The sequence below is a fragment of the Aequitasia blattaphilus genome (assembly GCF_024721305.1).
Lineage (GTDB): Bacteria > Bacillota > Clostridia > Lachnospirales > Lachnospiraceae > Aequitasia > Aequitasia blattaphila.
The window spans coordinates 42,586-58,623 of record NZ_JAMXOD010000009.1 but is presented as its reverse complement, the minus strand read 5'-3'; the positions used below and the strand labels follow the sequence as shown (position 1 = coordinate 58,623).

General features: G+C 39.2%; 14 protein-coding genes. All 14 read right to left on the bottom strand.

Annotation, left to right across the window (positions count from 1 at the left end):
- Position 1 precedes the first annotated feature (1 nt).
- The 14 genes from lepA to proB all read right to left on the bottom strand — a co-directional run bounded on the left by lepA (position 2) and on the right by proB (position 15,675).
- Positions 2 to 1,816: a translation elongation factor 4 gene (gene lepA, locus NHH15_RS07710; protein ID WP_262066072.1), complete on the bottom strand. Its 1,815-nt coding sequence runs from the start codon at positions 1,814 to 1,816 to the stop codon at positions 2 to 4.
- A gap of 66 nt (positions 1,817 to 1,882) precedes the next feature.
- Positions 1,883 to 2,863 (bottom strand): DNA polymerase III subunit delta, encoded by a 981-nt coding sequence (gene holA / locus NHH15_RS07705; RefSeq protein WP_262066071.1) that lies wholly within the window; start codon positions 2,861 to 2,863, stop codon positions 1,883 to 1,885.
- Positions 2,847 to 4,949 carry a DNA internalization-related competence protein ComEC/Rec2 gene (locus tag NHH15_RS07700; protein ID WP_262066070.1) on the bottom strand — a complete coding sequence of 701 codons (2,103 nt, stop codon included), beginning with the start codon at positions 4,947 to 4,949 and terminating at the stop codon, positions 2,847 to 2,849. Before NHH15_RS07700 ends, holA begins: the two co-directional genes overlap by 17 nt.
- The gene (locus NHH15_RS07695) at positions 4,946 to 5,863 is read right to left on the bottom strand and encodes a GerMN domain-containing protein (RefSeq protein WP_262066069.1); all 918 of its coding nucleotides are present in this window, start codon (positions 5,861 to 5,863) and stop codon (positions 4,946 to 4,948) included. Before NHH15_RS07695 ends, NHH15_RS07700 begins: the two co-directional genes overlap by 4 nt.
- Positions 5,864 to 5,875: 12 nt before the next feature.
- Positions 5,876 to 7,342 (bottom strand): sensor histidine kinase, encoded by a 1,467-nt coding sequence (locus NHH15_RS07690; protein WP_262066068.1) that lies wholly within the window; start codon positions 7,340 to 7,342, stop codon positions 5,876 to 5,878.
- Complete coding sequence (locus NHH15_RS07685; protein ID WP_262066067.1) at positions 7,299 to 7,988, bottom strand: response regulator transcription factor; 690 nt, start codon at positions 7,986 to 7,988, stop codon at positions 7,299 to 7,301. The genes NHH15_RS07690 and NHH15_RS07685 overlap by 44 nt, the downstream gene beginning before the upstream one ends.
- Before the next feature lie 9 nt (positions 7,989 to 7,997).
- A complete protein-coding gene (locus NHH15_RS07680) occupies positions 7,998 to 8,546 on the bottom strand; it encodes a helix-hairpin-helix domain-containing protein (protein WP_262066066.1) in 549 nt (182 codons plus the stop codon).
- A gap of 93 nt (positions 8,547 to 8,639) precedes the next feature.
- Positions 8,640 to 9,815 carry an aspartate aminotransferase family protein gene (locus NHH15_RS07675; RefSeq protein ID WP_262066065.1) on the bottom strand — a complete coding sequence of 392 codons (1,176 nt, stop codon included), beginning with the start codon at positions 9,813 to 9,815 and terminating at the stop codon, positions 8,640 to 8,642.
- A 4-nt stretch (positions 9,816 to 9,819) separates the two neighbouring features.
- On the bottom strand, positions 9,820 to 10,719 hold the full coding sequence (gene argB / locus NHH15_RS07670) for an acetylglutamate kinase (protein WP_262066130.1): 900 nt from the start codon (positions 10,717 to 10,719) through the stop codon (positions 9,820 to 9,822).
- A 12-nt stretch (positions 10,720 to 10,731) separates the two neighbouring features.
- A complete protein-coding gene (gene argJ, locus NHH15_RS07665; protein ID WP_262066064.1) occupies positions 10,732 to 11,952 on the bottom strand; it encodes a bifunctional glutamate N-acetyltransferase/amino-acid acetyltransferase ArgJ in 1,221 nt (406 codons plus the stop codon).
- A 12-nt stretch (positions 11,953 to 11,964) separates the two neighbouring features.
- Positions 11,965 to 12,411, bottom strand: coding sequence for a GNAT family N-acetyltransferase (locus NHH15_RS07660; protein WP_262066129.1), 447 nt, complete (start codon positions 12,409 to 12,411; stop codon positions 11,965 to 11,967).
- A gap of 12 nt (positions 12,412 to 12,423) precedes the next feature.
- A complete protein-coding gene (gene argC / locus NHH15_RS07655; RefSeq protein WP_262066063.1) occupies positions 12,424 to 13,464 on the bottom strand; it encodes an N-acetyl-gamma-glutamyl-phosphate reductase in 1,041 nt (346 codons plus the stop codon).
- A gap of 59 nt (positions 13,465 to 13,523) precedes the next feature.
- Positions 13,524 to 14,774, bottom strand: a complete 1,251-nt coding sequence (locus tag NHH15_RS07650; protein ID WP_276008757.1) for a glutamate-5-semialdehyde dehydrogenase — start codon at positions 14,772 to 14,774, stop codon at positions 13,524 to 13,526.
- Entirely contained in the window at positions 14,746 to 15,675 is a 930-nt protein-coding gene (gene proB / locus NHH15_RS07645) for a glutamate 5-kinase (RefSeq protein ID WP_262066062.1), read from the bottom strand. Before proB ends, NHH15_RS07650 begins: the two co-directional genes overlap by 29 nt.
- Positions 15,676 to 16,038: the final 363 nt, after the last annotated feature.

Below are 16,038 nucleotides of genomic sequence, written 5' to 3'. Positions count from 1 at the left end.
CTTATTTATCATCCAATTTCAGGACACTCATGAAAGCTTTCTGAGGAATTTCTACGTTTCCTACTTGCCTCATACGTTTCTTTCCTTCTTTTTGCTTTTCTAAGAGTTTTCTCTTTCTTGAAATGTCACCACCGTAGCATTTTGCAAGCACATCCTTTCGCATTGCACGAACAGTTTCTCTTGCAATAACCTTACTTCCAATTGCTGCTTGAATCGGCACTTCAAAAAGCTGTCTTGGAATCTCCTCTTTTAGCTTTTCACACATCTTTCTTCCCCGCTCATAAGCTGTTCCAGCATGAACGATGAAGGAAAGGGCATCCACTTCTTCTTTATTAATCAATATATCCAGCTTCACAAGCTCGGATCGTTGGTAACCATTCATCTCATAATCAAAAGAGGCATAGCCTTTTGAACGAGACTTTAAAGCATCAAAGAAGTCATAAATGATTTCATTTAGCGGAAGCTGATAATGCAATACCGCCCGTGTCTCCTCTATGTATTCCATACCCTCATACTGGCCTCTTCTCTCCTGGCACAAATCCATAATAGCGCCAATATAAGGAGAAGTTACCATAATCTCTGCTTTCACCACAGGTTCTTCCATATATTCAATCTCTGATGGATCTGGTAAGTTTGAAGGGTTTGTCAGCTCAATCATTTCCCCATTCGATTTATACACTCGGTACACAACTCCCGGTGCAGTTGTTACAAGATCCAGGTTGTATTCCCTCTCCAGTCTCTCCTGAATGATTTCCAAATGCAATAATCCCAGGAATCCACATCGGAAACCAAAACCTAGTGCAATCGATGTCTCCGGTTCGTATTGAAGAGCCGCATCATTTAACTGAAGCTTTTCCAGCGCATCTCTTAAGTCCTGATACTTAGCTCCGTCTGCCGGGTATAAACCACAGTATACCATCGGATTTACTTTTTTATATCCCGGCAAGGGCTCTTCGCATGGCCTTACCGGACTCGTTACGGTATCTCCCACTTGAGTATCTTTAACATTCTTAAGACTTGCCGTAATATAACCAACGGTTCCAGCACTTAATTCATCACAAGGAATAAACCGTCCGGCTCCGAAATATCCTACTTCCACAACCTCAGCCTTTGCTCCCGTTGCCATCATAAGGATGGGATCTCCCTTTTTAACATTTCCTTCCATAATTCTACAAAAAACGATTACTCCTTTGTAGGCGTCATACAAGGAATCAAAAATCAAAGCCTGTAAAGGTGCACTTGGATCTCCTGATGGTGCCGGAATTTTCTTCACAATTTGTTCCAATACCTGGTCAATATTCAGTCCTGTTTTCGCCGAAATCAGGGGTGCATCCTGAGCCTCTATTCCGATTACATCTTCAATTTCTTCAATCACCCGTTCTGGCTCGGCACTGGGTAAATCCACTTTATTAATCACCGGTACCACATCAAGGTCATGGTCTAATGCCAAATAAACATTGGCCAGAGTCTGGGCTTCTACTCCTTGTGCCGCATCCACCACTAAGATGGCACCATCACAAGCCGCAAGGCTTCTTGATACTTCATAATTGAAATCCACATGTCCTGGAGTATCAATCAAGTTAAAGACATATTCTTCTCCGTCTTCTGCTTTATAAACGGTACGTACCGTTTGTGCTTTAATTGTAATACCGCGCTCTCTCTCAAGATCCATGTTGTCTAAAACTTGAGACTGCATCTCTCTGCTGGTAAGCAATCCCGTTCTTTCTATAATACGATCTGCCAAGGTTGATTTTCCATGATCTATATGTGCAATAATGCAAAAATTTCGTATGTTTTTTTGTTCGATTCCTGCCACTTTTTTATTTCCTTCCCAATTAACATTTCTGACTAAATTACAGTTTCTACCTGACAAATAAGTATATCATGAGGCAGAATTCTTTACAATAAAGAGTTCTACACTCAGAGTATCTTTTAAATCTCCTACTTTAACTGCCTTTTCACTTTCAAGCGCACCTTCCAGAATAGAAATTAACTCTTTGGTTCGAAAACGATTGACCTGATTCAGAAGTTTTCCCACTACAAAAGGATGAATTCCTGCTGCCTTTGCGATTTTCCCCTTATCATATCCTTGCTTTCTTAATCCTTTTACTTCTAAGAGCTGTTTAAACTGACGGCTCAGCATATATAGAATTCGCATTGGAGGTTCCTTTAAGGCCAGTAGCTCATAGTAAAGCCTCAGCGCTTCTTTCTGTTTCTTAAGGGAAACTGCTTCCACCATATCAAAGATATGATTTTCAATCTGATTCGTTACGACTGCATCTATTGCCTGAGGTGTAATTTCATCCTCATATAGAGCATAGGAAATCACCTTGTCCATCTCTCTTTTTAGGGTATCCATATTGTGACCGGCTTTCCCAATAAAATAACGAAGCGTACTTTCTTTTACTTTCTTATTCTCTCCCTTGATTAAGGATGCAAGCCACATAATCAAACTCTTTTCATCCTGAGCACTCATATCCACTGCTCTTCCCTTTTTGGTGATTGCTTTATATACTTTTCCCCTTTTATCTACTTCTGATTCTACAAACAAAAGAACTGCAGACTCAGGAATCTCTGGTATGTAGCTTGCCAATTCTTCTGACTTCTGTTTTAGGAAACCTGAATTCTCCACTACAATTAATCTTCGCTCAGCAAAAAAAGGCATTGTGTCCCCCAGAGACATAATCTCCTCAACCTTTACATCTTTTCCTTCAAAGGAAGCAAAGTTGACAGTGTCATCCTGGGGTATCAATGCTTCAATCAGCTTTTTTTTATATTGTTGCTTCAAGTAATTCTCTTCTCCATAGAAGAGATACACGCTTTTATAGTCACCTGTTTTAATATCTTCAATTATACTTTTCATAGCCTTTATTATACTTGAGATGTTTGGAAATGTAAAACCGAAAGGGATAATCTTTGTTTTTTATAAAAATCGTCACAGCACCACTCTCCTTCGTTGAATAAATTTCGCATCCCGTTTCTTTTAATCGCTCTATGACCTCCTTATGAGGATGCCCATAGGTATTCCTTACTCCTGCCGATATGAGTGCCACCTTCGGCTTTACATTCTTTAAGAAGTCTGCACTGGTTCCATTTTTCGAACCATGATGTGCCACCTTTAATACATCATAATTCCCTTTGACCTTTTTCCCCACCAGCAATTCGTTGGGACCTTCCAAATCCCCGGTAAAAAGCATGGAAAATTCTTTGTAATTGAGGGAAAGTACCATGGAATCCTCATTACTGCTTTTCCCTGTTTTATCTTGAGCCGGTGCCCAGCATGTCAGAATAAGATTTCGAATCTGGATTCGATCTCCCTCTCCCATCTCCAATATTTTTATTCCTGCCTTCCCTCCTTCTTCTGCAAGCATAAGTAAGCTCTCATCCTCCCGATATCCAGCCGGTAAAACAAGATTCCTTATGGGAATGGATGATTTTTTTCTTTGAATCATTTCTAAAATACCACTGTAATGATCACTGTCCCCATGAGATATCAAAACATAGTCCAAGCTTCTTACTCCCTTATACTTTAGAAAAGGCTCCATTTGATACTGTCCTACCTTTTCCTCTGTGCTGCTGCCCCCATCAATAAAAATATTTCCTCCAAACTTTTCCCGGATAAAAATCCCATCTCCCTGACCTACATCCACCATGGTAACCTGGAATTCTGGTTCATAAAATTTTGTCCCCACCAGTAGAATGAATAAAAAATAGACGCCCAGTAAAACCACTCCTTTTCTCTTTTTCACAAAGAAAAAAATCAATAGCAGGATTCCGTAATAGCTTAAAATCAAATACAAAGGAGGACGCCCCAGAATCAATCTGGCCATGGGAAGCTGCAGACTAAACTCCGACACCCATGTATAAAAGCTTATAATCAATTTACAAGGTATCCAGGCAACTCCAGCCGCTATACTTCCTATCAAGCCAAAAAACAATAAGAGACTCATCAGTGGAACAATCATGAGATTGAGGAAAAAGGAGTACACCGGAATTTCATAAAAGAAATACAGACAAGGTCCTATAAGAATAAGGGAAATGCTAAAGCCAGAAAGAGACATCGAAAAGAGACCGATTCCCACAACTGCCAAATGAGACAACCAAAACCCGCCATCAAATAAGCACATGGGCTGATAGAACAAAATGATGCTTCCTGCCACCACTAACGCCGTAGCTAAGTCATACTTTCTTCCCACTACCTCTGCACCCACACGAAATAGATACATGATAAAGGCGCGAAAGATTGAAATTCCCCAACCAACCATTAAAATGTAAAGCAAGAGAACAAGGATTCCTGCGATTGCTGCCACTCCAAAGGATCCGGTGGCTCTTCTAATAATTTTATAGAATCCAATTCCTAAAATTGAAATGTGAATCCCTGAGATGGCAAGTATATGACCAATACCACTGAGACGGTAAGCTTCCTTTATCTCCTCATTCATCTCTCCTTTTTCTCCCAGTATAATTCCTGCTAAGATATTTCCCTGCTCTTCTCCCAGGGTGCTTACCAGTTTTTCTTTCCAGCTCCTGCGGAATTGATACAGTGCTTCTTTTAATGAACTCTCCTTGCCTGAAACATCTTCTACCGTCTCCACAAGTCCTCTGCGGTATATTCCCTGCCTTTCATAATACTTCTTCTGGTCGAAGGCACCCGGATTTCTTGCTCCATCAAAAGAAGACACCTTTGCAGTACAGGATAAGAGTTCTCCAATTTTAATATTTGTTTTTTCTTGATTGTAAATTAGGATTTTCTCCCCGGAATAAGGGGATATTGATTTGATATAGATTTTACTTGATTTTTTTGTTTCTTCTTTTTTGTATACCCTTCCTTGTACCTTTATAACCGTCTCCTCCATATCGGGAGGAGGCGTATAAAGAAACAGATGATAAATAGTGAGATAAAGGGCAACCAGACCAAGAAGAACACTCATTAACGGTCTGTGTGTCATCTTCCCTCCACTTTTTCCATATTTAAACTAAAAGGCTTGCTTAAATCCACCACTCCCTGGTAAGATACGTTTGTTTCTCCATTTACAGAAATCTGCACCTTCTCAGCGAGATGATTCTCAATAATAGAATTCACAATAGAGTAAATGCTGATTTCCGGATTTATTTGCAGTGGATTGTTTAAGAACCCTTCATTGAAATTGATATAACATGTGTTTTCCTTTGTAGTGATGCTTAATAAATTTGTATCTTGAGGAATGGTCTTCAATGCATTTTTCGACCTTGGTCCTTTTATAAGCTGCTGTATAACCAGCTCCTCCAAAGACATATTGCTATTGTAACGAACGCTTATATTCTTTTGAACCAATTTTTCCCCTTGCTCATTGCCATAGAAAATGGTTAAATTCGCTTTCTCTGCTGAATGAATAGAGGAGCCTATGTTTTGCACAAAGTCTTCTCCTTTCATGACACCAATTTCTACCCCTTTGCTATCCGAAAGAGGCTTCTCTCCAACCACAAATTCCACACCCTTTACTTCATCGAGCTGGGTTAAGGTCTGTACAATTGCAGAGCGCAAAAGCACTTCCTGTGTCTTGCTTAGTTTATTGTACTTGTCTGAGAAATAAAGTTTTGCAATTCCCTCTTCAAAGGCTTCCTTTTGAATGGATACATCCTTCGTAAAGACACTGATATAATCTTCATTTTCCGGATTCTCTTTTAACTTTTCAAGCCCTTCCCGAATCTGGCTTAGGGGACTTCCTTTTTTAAATGTATACTTTTCCTTCATCAGATTCGTTCCTTCTGTGTTCTGAAAATAGAGAAAAGGTCCTTCCCCTTGGGGAATTCCTCTGTCTTTACATCCGCCCAGCAAGAATATACATATGACCAATAGAAATATTACAGATTTTCTCTTCATTGTCCATACTCCTTATGCAACGTAGGTTAAGGGGATTCGAAGTGAAAATGTTGTCCCCTTCTCCGGTTCTGAAAATACCTTAATGGAGCCTCTATGGAGAAGCACTGCACTTCTCGTAATTGCCAGCCCCAGTCCCGTTCCTCCTATTTCTCTGGAGTGAGATTTGTCCACGCGGTAAAACCGTTCAAATATATTCCCAATACTGTCTTCCGGAATTCCAATTCCCGAATCCGCAACTTCTAAGGTAAACCATTTATGATCTGCATTTAACCTTACATGTACCCAACCATTTTCATTGTTATACTTTATAGCATTCTCAACCAGATTCGAAATTGCCAGAGAAAGTTTCACCTTATCTACAGCAGCTGTAACCGGGCGCAGACTCTCAAATACCAACTCTATATTTCTTAACGTTGCTACCGGACGTAAACGTTTTAAAATCTGTTCAATCATCTCATTGATATTCTCCAGATTCATGTTTAAATCCGGATTCGTCTTATCCATCTTTACCAATGAAAGCAAATCATTAATGATATCATTTTCTCTTTCAATTTCCTTGGACAAATCTTCCATAAACTCTTTATACAGCTCGTTTGGCACATCCTCTTGCGTAAGAAGTGAGTCCGCTAATACCTTCATAGATGTTAACGGTGTTTTTAGCTCATGAGAGACATTTGATACAAATTCTTTTCTGGTATCATCCAGCGTTTTCATTCGCCCAAGCATTTTGTTAAAGGAATCCGATATAACTCTCGTTTCCAGATATGCATTCTCATGAAGGTAATCTTCGTCATAGCCCTCTGTAACCGCTTCAATGGATGAGGTAATTCGGTTCAAAGGTTTTACCATCCTTGTGCCTACAATAAATGCAAATAGTACCACAAAAACGGCAATAATAATCATCACAACATTTGCTGTGTTTTCAAGAAGTGAAATCGTATCTGCAATGGAATTCGTTGATACACTCACCAACATGACCCCCATTACCATTTCTTTGTTTTCATCCAAAACCGGAGAAGTCACTTCAATATACTTATTTCTCCGATCATAATTAGTTGTTCCCTTCCCTTTAAAGCAAGTCACAACATCATGGGAAATAATGGTCTTTCCCTCATCAAACTCATACGTATCTTCTACAATCTTATAATCATTGTCGATGACCATAATACGACCGTTATAAATATTCGACAACTGGGTAATCTCTGCCGCTAAAACTTCCGATGTCTGCTCACTTAGATAATTAGATTCTGCTATTTGGTCACAAAGAATATTGCATTGATTTTGTATTTCAGCAGTCTTTACATTGACTGCTCTCGTCTCATAGCTTCTAGTAATTACTTCCTTCATAATTACAGCAGGAAGTATGCCTGCAATAATCAAAAGAACGATTAATAATACACGCATGCTGCGGAAATATTTAAAATTCCAAACTCTTCTAGCCCCTGAAATAGTAACCAACTCCCCACTTTGTGTACACATATTTGGGATCACTTGGGTTCGCCTCAATTTTCTCCCGTAAACGACGTATATGTACATCTACTGTTCTGGCATCTCCTGGATTTTCATAACCCCACACGATACTTAATAGCTCTTCTCTGCTGTATACTTTATTGGGCTGCATTGCCAAAAGCTCCAAAAGATCAAATTCTTTAGCTGTAAGATTAATCTCCCGCTCACCTACAAAAATTCTTCTGCTGTCTCCATCAATACGCATATCACCTTTGACAATATTTTTGGAAGTTGCTTCTTTCTTTCCATTTTTGGAAATTCGCCGCATTATTGCCTTAATACGAGCCTTTACTTCTAAAATATTAAAAGGTTTTGTAATATAGTCATCGGCTCCATATTCCAGTCCCAGAATCTTATCCATATCTTCTCCCTTGGCTGTTAACATAACAATGGGAACATCGGAAAATTCTCGAATCTGCTGACAAACCTCAAGTCCGCTTAATTTAGGCAGCATAATATCGAGAAGAATAATGTCGTACTCCTTTGACTTTGCCAACGAAAGAGCCTCTTCTCCGTCATATGCCGCATCCACCTCCATATCGTCTTGCTCCAGACTAAAGCGAATCCCCTTAACTATTAATTTTTCATCGTCTACAATCAATACTCTTTGAGCCATACAATCCCCCTATAGCTTAATACTGTCTTCTATCTTATTATAAACTCCATCTTTTATTCCCGGAATATTTTTCAGCTCCTCCACAGTATGAAAGCCCCCGTTTTCTTCTCTGTAGGCAATAATACTCTCGGCTTTTGCTTCACCAATTCCAGTAAGAGTCATGAGTTCCTCTTTGGTTCCATGATTAATACTAACTTTACCATCATTTTGTTCTTTATTCTGTTGCATTTCTGCTTCTTGAAAAGAAGGAATATAAATTTGTTCACCATCCTCTAAAAGCTTTGCAAGATTTAAAGCATTGGTGTTTCCATCTTCCGTCGCACCGCCTGCTTCTTCAATTGCCTCAAAAATTCGGCTTCCCAAGGTCATTTCATATACACCTGGTTTATTTACATGACCATAAATATGAATAAAAATCATCTCCTTTTGATCCTCATTCACTTCATCCCTTACTTCTTCTTTCTGTTGCAGCTCAACCAGCTCTTCCTTTTGGCACCCCAACAAAAGCATGACATTTAGCATGCTGACAATACAAAACAATGTTCTCTTTTTTTTCATTTGCATAAGTTTCTCCTTACAGTCTGTCGAATTCCTGTAAATACCCTCTTATGCTCTTGTCGTTGTTATTGTACTATGGAATCTGAATAATTTCTAGAGTATATCGTTTAATATTTCTGCCATTTTATCAATTTCGTCTTTTTGGATTGTAAGAGGTGGTACAAAACGTATCACATTTCCCCCTGCCGCTATCAGTAAAAGTCCTCTTTCAAAAGCTTTTTTCACTGCATCCCCAACAGGTGTGCGAAGAGCAATCCCCTGCATCAGACCAACTCCCCGCCGGTCTGTTATAACCTCTTTTTCCTCTTTTAGTTCATCCAACTTGCTTTCTAAGTATTTTCCCATACTTTTCGCATTCTCAATCAACTTCTCTTTTTCAAATATCGATACGGTGGCACTGATTGCTCGAAGAGCTAAAGGATTTCCGCCATAGGTGGTTCCATGATCTCCTGGCACAAGGGAATTTTTTGCCACGTGTTCTGTAAGTCCAAATGCACCTACTGGCAGCCCGCTTCCAATTGCCTTTGCCATAACAAGAATGTCTGGTTTAACGTTATACTTCTGCCAAAGGAAAGGATAGCCACAGCGACCCATTCCACATTGAATCTCATCAAAAATCAAAAGAATATCCTTCTCATCGCACAGTTTTCTTACTCCCTTTAAAAATTCTTCTGTGGCTGGGTGGATTCCACCTTCTCCTTGCATTGGCTCTAATATAATTCCACATGTTTGATTCGTGATTTTTTCCTTCACACTTTCAATGTCATTATATTGGGCAAAAGAAACCCCTGGAATGAGAGGCTCAAAAGGCTCTCTGTATGCCTTTGTTCCTGTGACCGAAAGGGCTCCCATAGTACGGCCATGAAAGGAATTTTCCATGGCAATAAATTCATATTTTTTTTCATCTTTTAAAAAACCATATTTTCTGGCTGTTTTCAATGCCCCTTCAATTGCTTCGGTTCCGCTGTTCGTAAAAAATATGCGATCCATTCCGGAAAGCTTACGAAGTCCGTTTGCTGCTTCCAGCGATTGGGAATGATGATACAAGTTCGATGTATGAATCAGGTGGTCCAATTGATCGGTAAGTGCATTTTTGAAGTCTTGATTTCCATAACCAATTGAAGATACTGCAATACCTGCCGAGAAATCCAGATATTCCTTCCCTTCTGTATCATACAGATAAGACCCTTCTCCTTTATCTAAAACCACTGGCAACTTGTTGTAAGTATGTACCAATGCTTCATTTGCTGCTTCAATATATTCTTTCATTCTTTTACTCTCCCTGATAATACTTTGGTTCTTCTCCATGTAAAATAGCGGTTCCAATTCCCTTGTTTGTGAAAATCTCTAAAAGCAAACAATGAGGAATTCTTCCATCCAGAATATGAACCCTTGATACCCCAGATTCAATGGCATCAATACAATTATTCAGCTTCGGAAGCATTCCGCCGCCAATGTAACCATCTTCCATCAGTTTTTTTGCTTCCTCTACTCTCAATTCAGAAATCAGTGTTTTGGGATCCTTTGGATCTTTGTATACACCTTCTATATCTGTCAGAAACGCAAGTTTTTCCGCCTTCATAGCTTTTGCAATCACACATGCCGCATCATCTGCGTTGATATTGTAGGTGTTAAATTGATCGTCCATTCCGATTGGACAGATAACCGGGAGAAAATCTTTTTCGATTAAGTCTTCCAGTATCTGAGTATTTACCTTTGTAACTTCCCCTACAAATCCAATATCTTCGCCATCTGCCAGCTTCTTATCTACCTTTAGAAGACCACCATCTTTTCCACTGATTCCTATCCCATGAACTCCTAAACCTTCAATTAACTGAACGAGACTCTTGTTGACTTTTCCCAAAACCATCTCTACTAATTCCATGGTTGCTTCATCTGTGACACGAAGGCCATTCTTAAATTCCGGCTCCATCCCTACTTTTCCAACCCATTTGCTGATTTCTTTGCCGCCGCCATGGACGATAATCGGCTTAAATCCAACCAGCTTCAAAAGTGCCACATCTTTAATAACTTGTTCTTTTAACTTCTCATCTACCATGGCACTTCCACCATATTTTACTACAATGATTTTGCGATTAAATCGCTGTATGTAAGGGAGTGCTTCTATTAAAACCTCTGCTTTTTCCAAGTATTTCTGCATTTCTTTTTTCATAACCATCATTTGCTAGCTCCTATAATCCGCATTTATTTCAATATATCCATGGGTTAAGTCACATCCCCATGCTGTTGCGCATCCCTTTCCTTCATTTAGCTCAATCAGAGCCTTTACCGGATTTTCCGACAGTATCTTTGTTGCCTCTTCCTCACTGTATGAAACAGCATCCCCATCCTTCATAATAATGACTGTATTTTCACAACCCACAAAGGAAAGGTTTACATTTTCCGGAGTAAAAACTCCACCGGAATAGCCCATCGCACAAAGGATTCTTCCCCAGTTTGCATCATGTCCTGCTATTGCTGTCTTTGTCAAATCAGAGCACACTACTGATTTCGCAATTTTCTTAGCATCTTCTTCGGTTTTGGCTCCTTTTACTTCGACTTCAAACAAAGCCGTTGCTCCTTCTCCATCTCCGGCGATTTCCTTTGCTAAATACACATTAATCTCATGGAGAACATTCTTGAATTGGTTATATTCCTCCGTTCCATAACAGATTTCTGCATTGCCGGCAAGACCATTTGCCAACACCAATACCGTATCATTCGTTGAGGTATCGCCATCTACAGAAATCATATTGTAGGTATCTGGAACATCCTCACTTAATGCTTTCTGCAACGTATCTCCACTAATGTTCGCATCTGTGGTAACAAAAGAAAGCATGGTACACATATTCGGATGAATCATTCCTGATCCTTTGGCCATTCCTCCCATCTTTACTTCTGTTCCCTGTATTTCAAAAGAAAAGGCAATTTCCTTTTTTCTCGTATCCGTTGTTAGAATTGCATTTGCCGCATTGGTACTACTTTGAACATCTTCCTTTTTCTCTTTTGCAAGAGCAAGAATACCTGCTTCTATTTTGTCCATAGGCAGCTGCATGCCAATCACTCCTGTTGAGCCAACTAAAACTTCCTCCGAAAATCCAAGCGCTTCTTTCGTGATTTTTGCACTCTGCTCACAGTATGCAAATCCTTCCTTGCCCGTACATGCATTTGCAATTCCGGAATTAACCACTACTGCTTTGACCTTCTTCTTGCTGTCTATAATCTCTTTGTCATAAAGTACTGGTGCGGCTTTTACAATATTCTGAGTAAAGGCTCCTGCTGCCACACAAGGTTCATTACTATAAATCATTGCCATATCCATACGGTCTTTATACTTTACCCCTGCTGCCACACCTGCTGCCTCAAATCCCTTCGCTGCAGTTACAGCTCCTTCTATTTTTTTCATACCTATTTCCTCCTACTGATTATTGAAAGCTGTTATATTCTCTTTATTGAGCGTAAATTCGTAATGGTTGAAGTCTTCCCTCTTCGTCCAGCCTATGGTGTTCCAAAAGGCATTTCCTAAGTCATTATCTCGAAATGCGTTTAATGACACCCGGGTAATTTTCTCCTTCCGAAGTGCCTGCATTGCCTCAACCACCATGCTTTTCCCAATTCCCATACGTCGATACTCTTCCGCTACACACACATGATAGAAATGACCTCTTCGTCCATCATGCCCGCACAAAATGCTTCCTACTATTTTCTCATCTTCTATTGCAACCACACTGGTAGAAGGATTTCTTTTTAAAAACCGCTCTACTCCTTCTTTCGAATCATCTACTTTCACAATTCCAAATCCTCGGATTGTCATCCACAGATTGCTTACTTCCTCATAATCATCAATTGTCATTTCTCGAATTATCATTTTTTTCACCTATGGGAACATAGGTACAAGATCTAATCCACATTGTTCATCAAGTCCAAACATCAGATTCATATTTTGTACCCCTTGTCCTGCCGCCCCTTTTACCAGGTTATCCATAGCCCCCATCATAATGACACGATTGGTTCTTGTATCCACCTCTATGTTCACATCCACAAAGTTACTTCCCTCTACCCATTTTGTCTGAGGCGTTACCTTGTCTTTCAGGAAACGAACGAAGTGTTCCTCCTTATAATAAGATTCGTAAATAGATCTTATTTCTTCTTTTGTAACATCTTTAATAAGATTTCCGTAAGCCGTGATTAAGATTCCTCGATTCATAGGTACTAAATGTGGAGTGAAATTTATCGCAAACTTTTTATTTGATGCATAAGAAAGTTGCTCTTCAATCTCAGGTGTATGTCTGTGACTTCCCACTCCATATGCCTTAATGTTTTCGTTAACTTCACAGAATAGATTATCAATTTTCGCGCCTCTCCCTGCACCTGATGTACCGGATTTCGCATCAATAATCAAGGAATTCATATCGATAATTCCTTCTTTTGCCAAAGGATATATAGATAAGAAAGAGCAAGTCGGGTAACATCCTGGGTTTGCTACAAGCCTTGCTTTTTTTATACCATCTCTGTTGACCTCACAAAGTCCATATACGGCTTCCTTAATAAAATCCGGACTTTCATGCTTCAGTTGATACCACTTTTCATAAGTATCCACATCTTTAATCCGAAAGTCCGCACTTAAATCAATAATCTTTGTGTTTGACAGAATGGTTTCATTTATAATAGAAGCACAATAGCCTTGAGGAGTTGCCGTGAAAATCACATCTGCCTCCTTTGCCAGTACTTCCATATTTTCATCCATGCATTTTGCATCCACTATTTGAAACATATTTTGATAGATATCTGCATAGTATTCATCTTTGTAACTTCTCGAACCATACCATATAATTTCTGCTTCCTTATGATTCGTTAAAATCCTTACCAATTCAGCTCCCGCGTAACCTGTCGAGCCAATTATTCCTACTTTTATCATGCCATCATCTCCTAACTTTTGCATAATTATACATTATTTATGTATAATATGCAAGTTATTTAATCTCGAATCTGGCCATTTCCAAAGATCACATACTTTGTTGTCGTTAATGCATCCAGTCCCATAGGGCCTCTTACATGCAATTTCTGTGTACTGATTCCGATTTCTGCTCCGTATCCAAACTCAAATCCATCTGTAAATCTTGTAGAAGCATTCACATACACCGCCGCCGCATCAATGCGCTCCTGAAACAAATCAGCATTATTATAGTGTTCTGTAATAATTCCTTCGGAATGACCCGTGTTATATCTATTAATATGATATATGGCATCTTCAATGCTGTCTACTGTTTTTATCGATATGACAGAGTCTAAATATTCTTCTCCCCAATCCTTTTCCGTGGCAGAAACAGTATTCTCCCATGCTTTCTTTACACTCTCATCTCCTCTGATTTCCACACCCTTTTCTTCTAGCTTTTGGCATACTTTGGGAAGGATGGTTTCCAGTAGGGTTTTATGAACCACTAAAGATTCACATGCATTACAAACCCCAAGCCTTTGCGTCTTGGCATTCACAACAATGGCAACTGCCTTTTCCTCATCTGCATACTCATCAATATAAAGATGACAATTCCCTGTTCCTGTTTCAATTACTGGCACACTGCTGTTTTCTGTGACGCGTTTAATAAGTCCCGCCCCTCCTCTTGGAATAAGCACATCAATGTATTCCCGCAGACTCATCATCTCATCAATCGTATCATAGCTTAAATCTTCCACAAGGAGAACCGCATCTGTTGAGACCGAGGCTCTTTCCAGTCCTTTTTTTATTGCTGCTACAATTGCCTGGTTGGAATAAATAATATCCTTACTCCCTCTTAAAATTGCAACGTTTCCCGTTTTGAAGCACAGTCCAAATGCATCACTGGTAACATTAGGACGAGACTCATAAATCATACCAACTACACCAAGAGCGACTTTCTTTTTCCCAATACGAAGTCCATTAGGCCTCACTTCTACACGCTCAAATTCACCGATTGGGTCTTTCAGTTTTGCAATATCCCGGAGCCCTTCTGCCATAGCACCTATTCGTTCCTCATTCAATAGCATGCGATCTAATAAAGAAGCTTTCATTCCACTGGCTTTTGCATTTTCTAAATCTCTTTTATTTCCATCTAATATCCCCTTCGTATCTTCAATCAGAGCTTGAGCAACTTCTTCTAATGCTTTATTTTTAACCTCTTGTCCCAAAACCGAAATAAGTCCTGATGCTTCCTTTGCTTTCTTACCAATTACTTGCATATAGCTCATCATTTAATTCTCCTTTTGTGTTTTTCATTATTTTATTTCTATGTTTTCGATAGATATCCTTAATTGGTGCCAATTCATTTTCTCCTTTATAAGGATGCTTTTTAGATAGAAAAATAGTACCTACTTTCTTTCCTGCCATAATGTCATTAATCATATAAATACTCTCACCATTGGCAATTACCATATCTGCATTCGCGTTCGTTGCAATTTTTGCTGCCTTAATTTTTGTTGCCATACCTCCTGTGCCAAGGCTTGTCCCAGAACCTCTTCCCATTCTTTCAAGCTCGCTATCAATACGGCTTACCGTATGAACAAACCTTGCGTTTGGATTCTCTTTTGGGTCGTCTGTATACAACCCGTTAATGTCAGACATTAAAATCAATAAATCCGCATTGACCAAAGAAGCCACATCTGCTGCCATGGTGTCGTTATCTCCAAAATTTCCATAGCCCTCTTCGTCTACACTGATTGCATCGTTTTCATTCACAATTGGTATCACCTTCATTTTTGAGAGCTGTTCGAAAGTGCTTCGTGCATTTTTTGCACAAACTCCATTTGAAATAGACTCTTTTGTCAACAGTACTTGGGCAGTTAGATATCCATACTCCGCAAATAGTTTTTCGTACATCATAATCAATTTACCCTGGCCTACGGCTGCACATGCTTGACGGATTGCTTTATCCTTGGGGCGTTCTTTTAACCCCAATATATTTCTCCCAATCCCAATTGCGCCGGAAGAAACTACAATCACTTCTTTTCCTTTATTAATCAAATTCGTCAAGATACGTACAAATTTTTCCAGCTTATCCAAATCTATATTTCCTGTTTCCTTATGGGTAATGGTAGAAGTCCCCACCTTGATTACTATTTTCTTCTTATCCTTTAATGATTCTCTTACATCCATTTTTGCTCTCCTTTTCATCAATATAACAAAAAAACAGAACTAAAGCATCACACTCTAGTCCTGTTTCATTTACAAGATTATCGTCTATAATTACTTTACTTTCTTTTCATCAGTGTTCAATTGTGCACAAAAAAAACCCCAGCGGGACTCGGGCTACACGGCACACAAACAACACTGCTTGCTGAAAGCAGAAGAGAACATTGTCTAGTATTTAATTCATCATTAAATTTTGCAAACATATGCGTCTCCTTTTTTTGAAACCTTTTCTTTATTATACACATCTGAACTTTCTTGTCAATATGTATAATTATAAATATTTATGCATATTTATAAATTCTTATTGCTTATTTCCTTTTTATAGTG

Excerpts from the sequence above, each read along its gene's own strand:
- holA (WP_262066071.1), bottom strand. The coding sequence starts at position 2,863 with ATGAAAAGTATAATTGAAGATATTAAAACAGGTGACTATAAAAGCGTG.
- NHH15_RS07700 (WP_262066070.1), bottom strand. The coding sequence starts at position 4,949 with ATGACACACAGACCGTTAATGAGTGTTCTTCTTGGTCTGGTTGCCCTT.
- NHH15_RS07695 (WP_262066069.1), bottom strand. The coding sequence starts at position 5,863 with ATGAAGAGAAAATCTGTAATATTTCTATTGGTCATATGTATATTCTTG.
- NHH15_RS07690 (WP_262066068.1), bottom strand. The coding sequence starts at position 7,342 with ATGTGTACACAAAGTGGGGAGTTGGTTACTATTTCAGGGGCTAGAAGA.
- NHH15_RS07685 (WP_262066067.1), bottom strand. The coding sequence starts at position 7,988 with ATGGCTCAAAGAGTATTGATTGTAGACGATGAAAAATTAATAGTTAAG.
- NHH15_RS07680 (WP_262066066.1), bottom strand. The coding sequence starts at position 8,546 with ATGAAAAAAAAGAGAACATTGTTTTGTATTGTCAGCATGCTAAATGTC.
- NHH15_RS07675 (WP_262066065.1), bottom strand. The coding sequence starts at position 9,815 with ATGAAAGAATATATTGAAGCAGCAAATGAAGCATTGGTACATACTTAC.
- argB (WP_262066130.1), bottom strand. The coding sequence starts at position 10,719 with ATGAAAAAAGAAATGCAGAAATACTTGGAAAAAGCAGAGGTTTTAATA.
- argJ (WP_262066064.1), bottom strand. The coding sequence starts at position 11,952 with ATGAAAAAAATAGAAGGAGCTGTAACTGCAGCGAAGGGATTTGAGGCA.
- argC (WP_262066063.1), bottom strand. The coding sequence starts at position 13,464 with ATGATAAAAGTAGGAATAATTGGCTCGACAGGTTACGCGGGAGCTGAA.
- NHH15_RS07650 (WP_276008757.1), bottom strand. The coding sequence starts at position 14,774 with ATGATGAGCTATATGCAAGTAATTGGTAAGAAAGCAAAGGAAGCATCA.
- proB (WP_262066062.1), bottom strand. The coding sequence starts at position 15,675 with ATGGATGTAAGAGAATCATTAAAGGATAAGAAGAAAATAGTAATCAAG.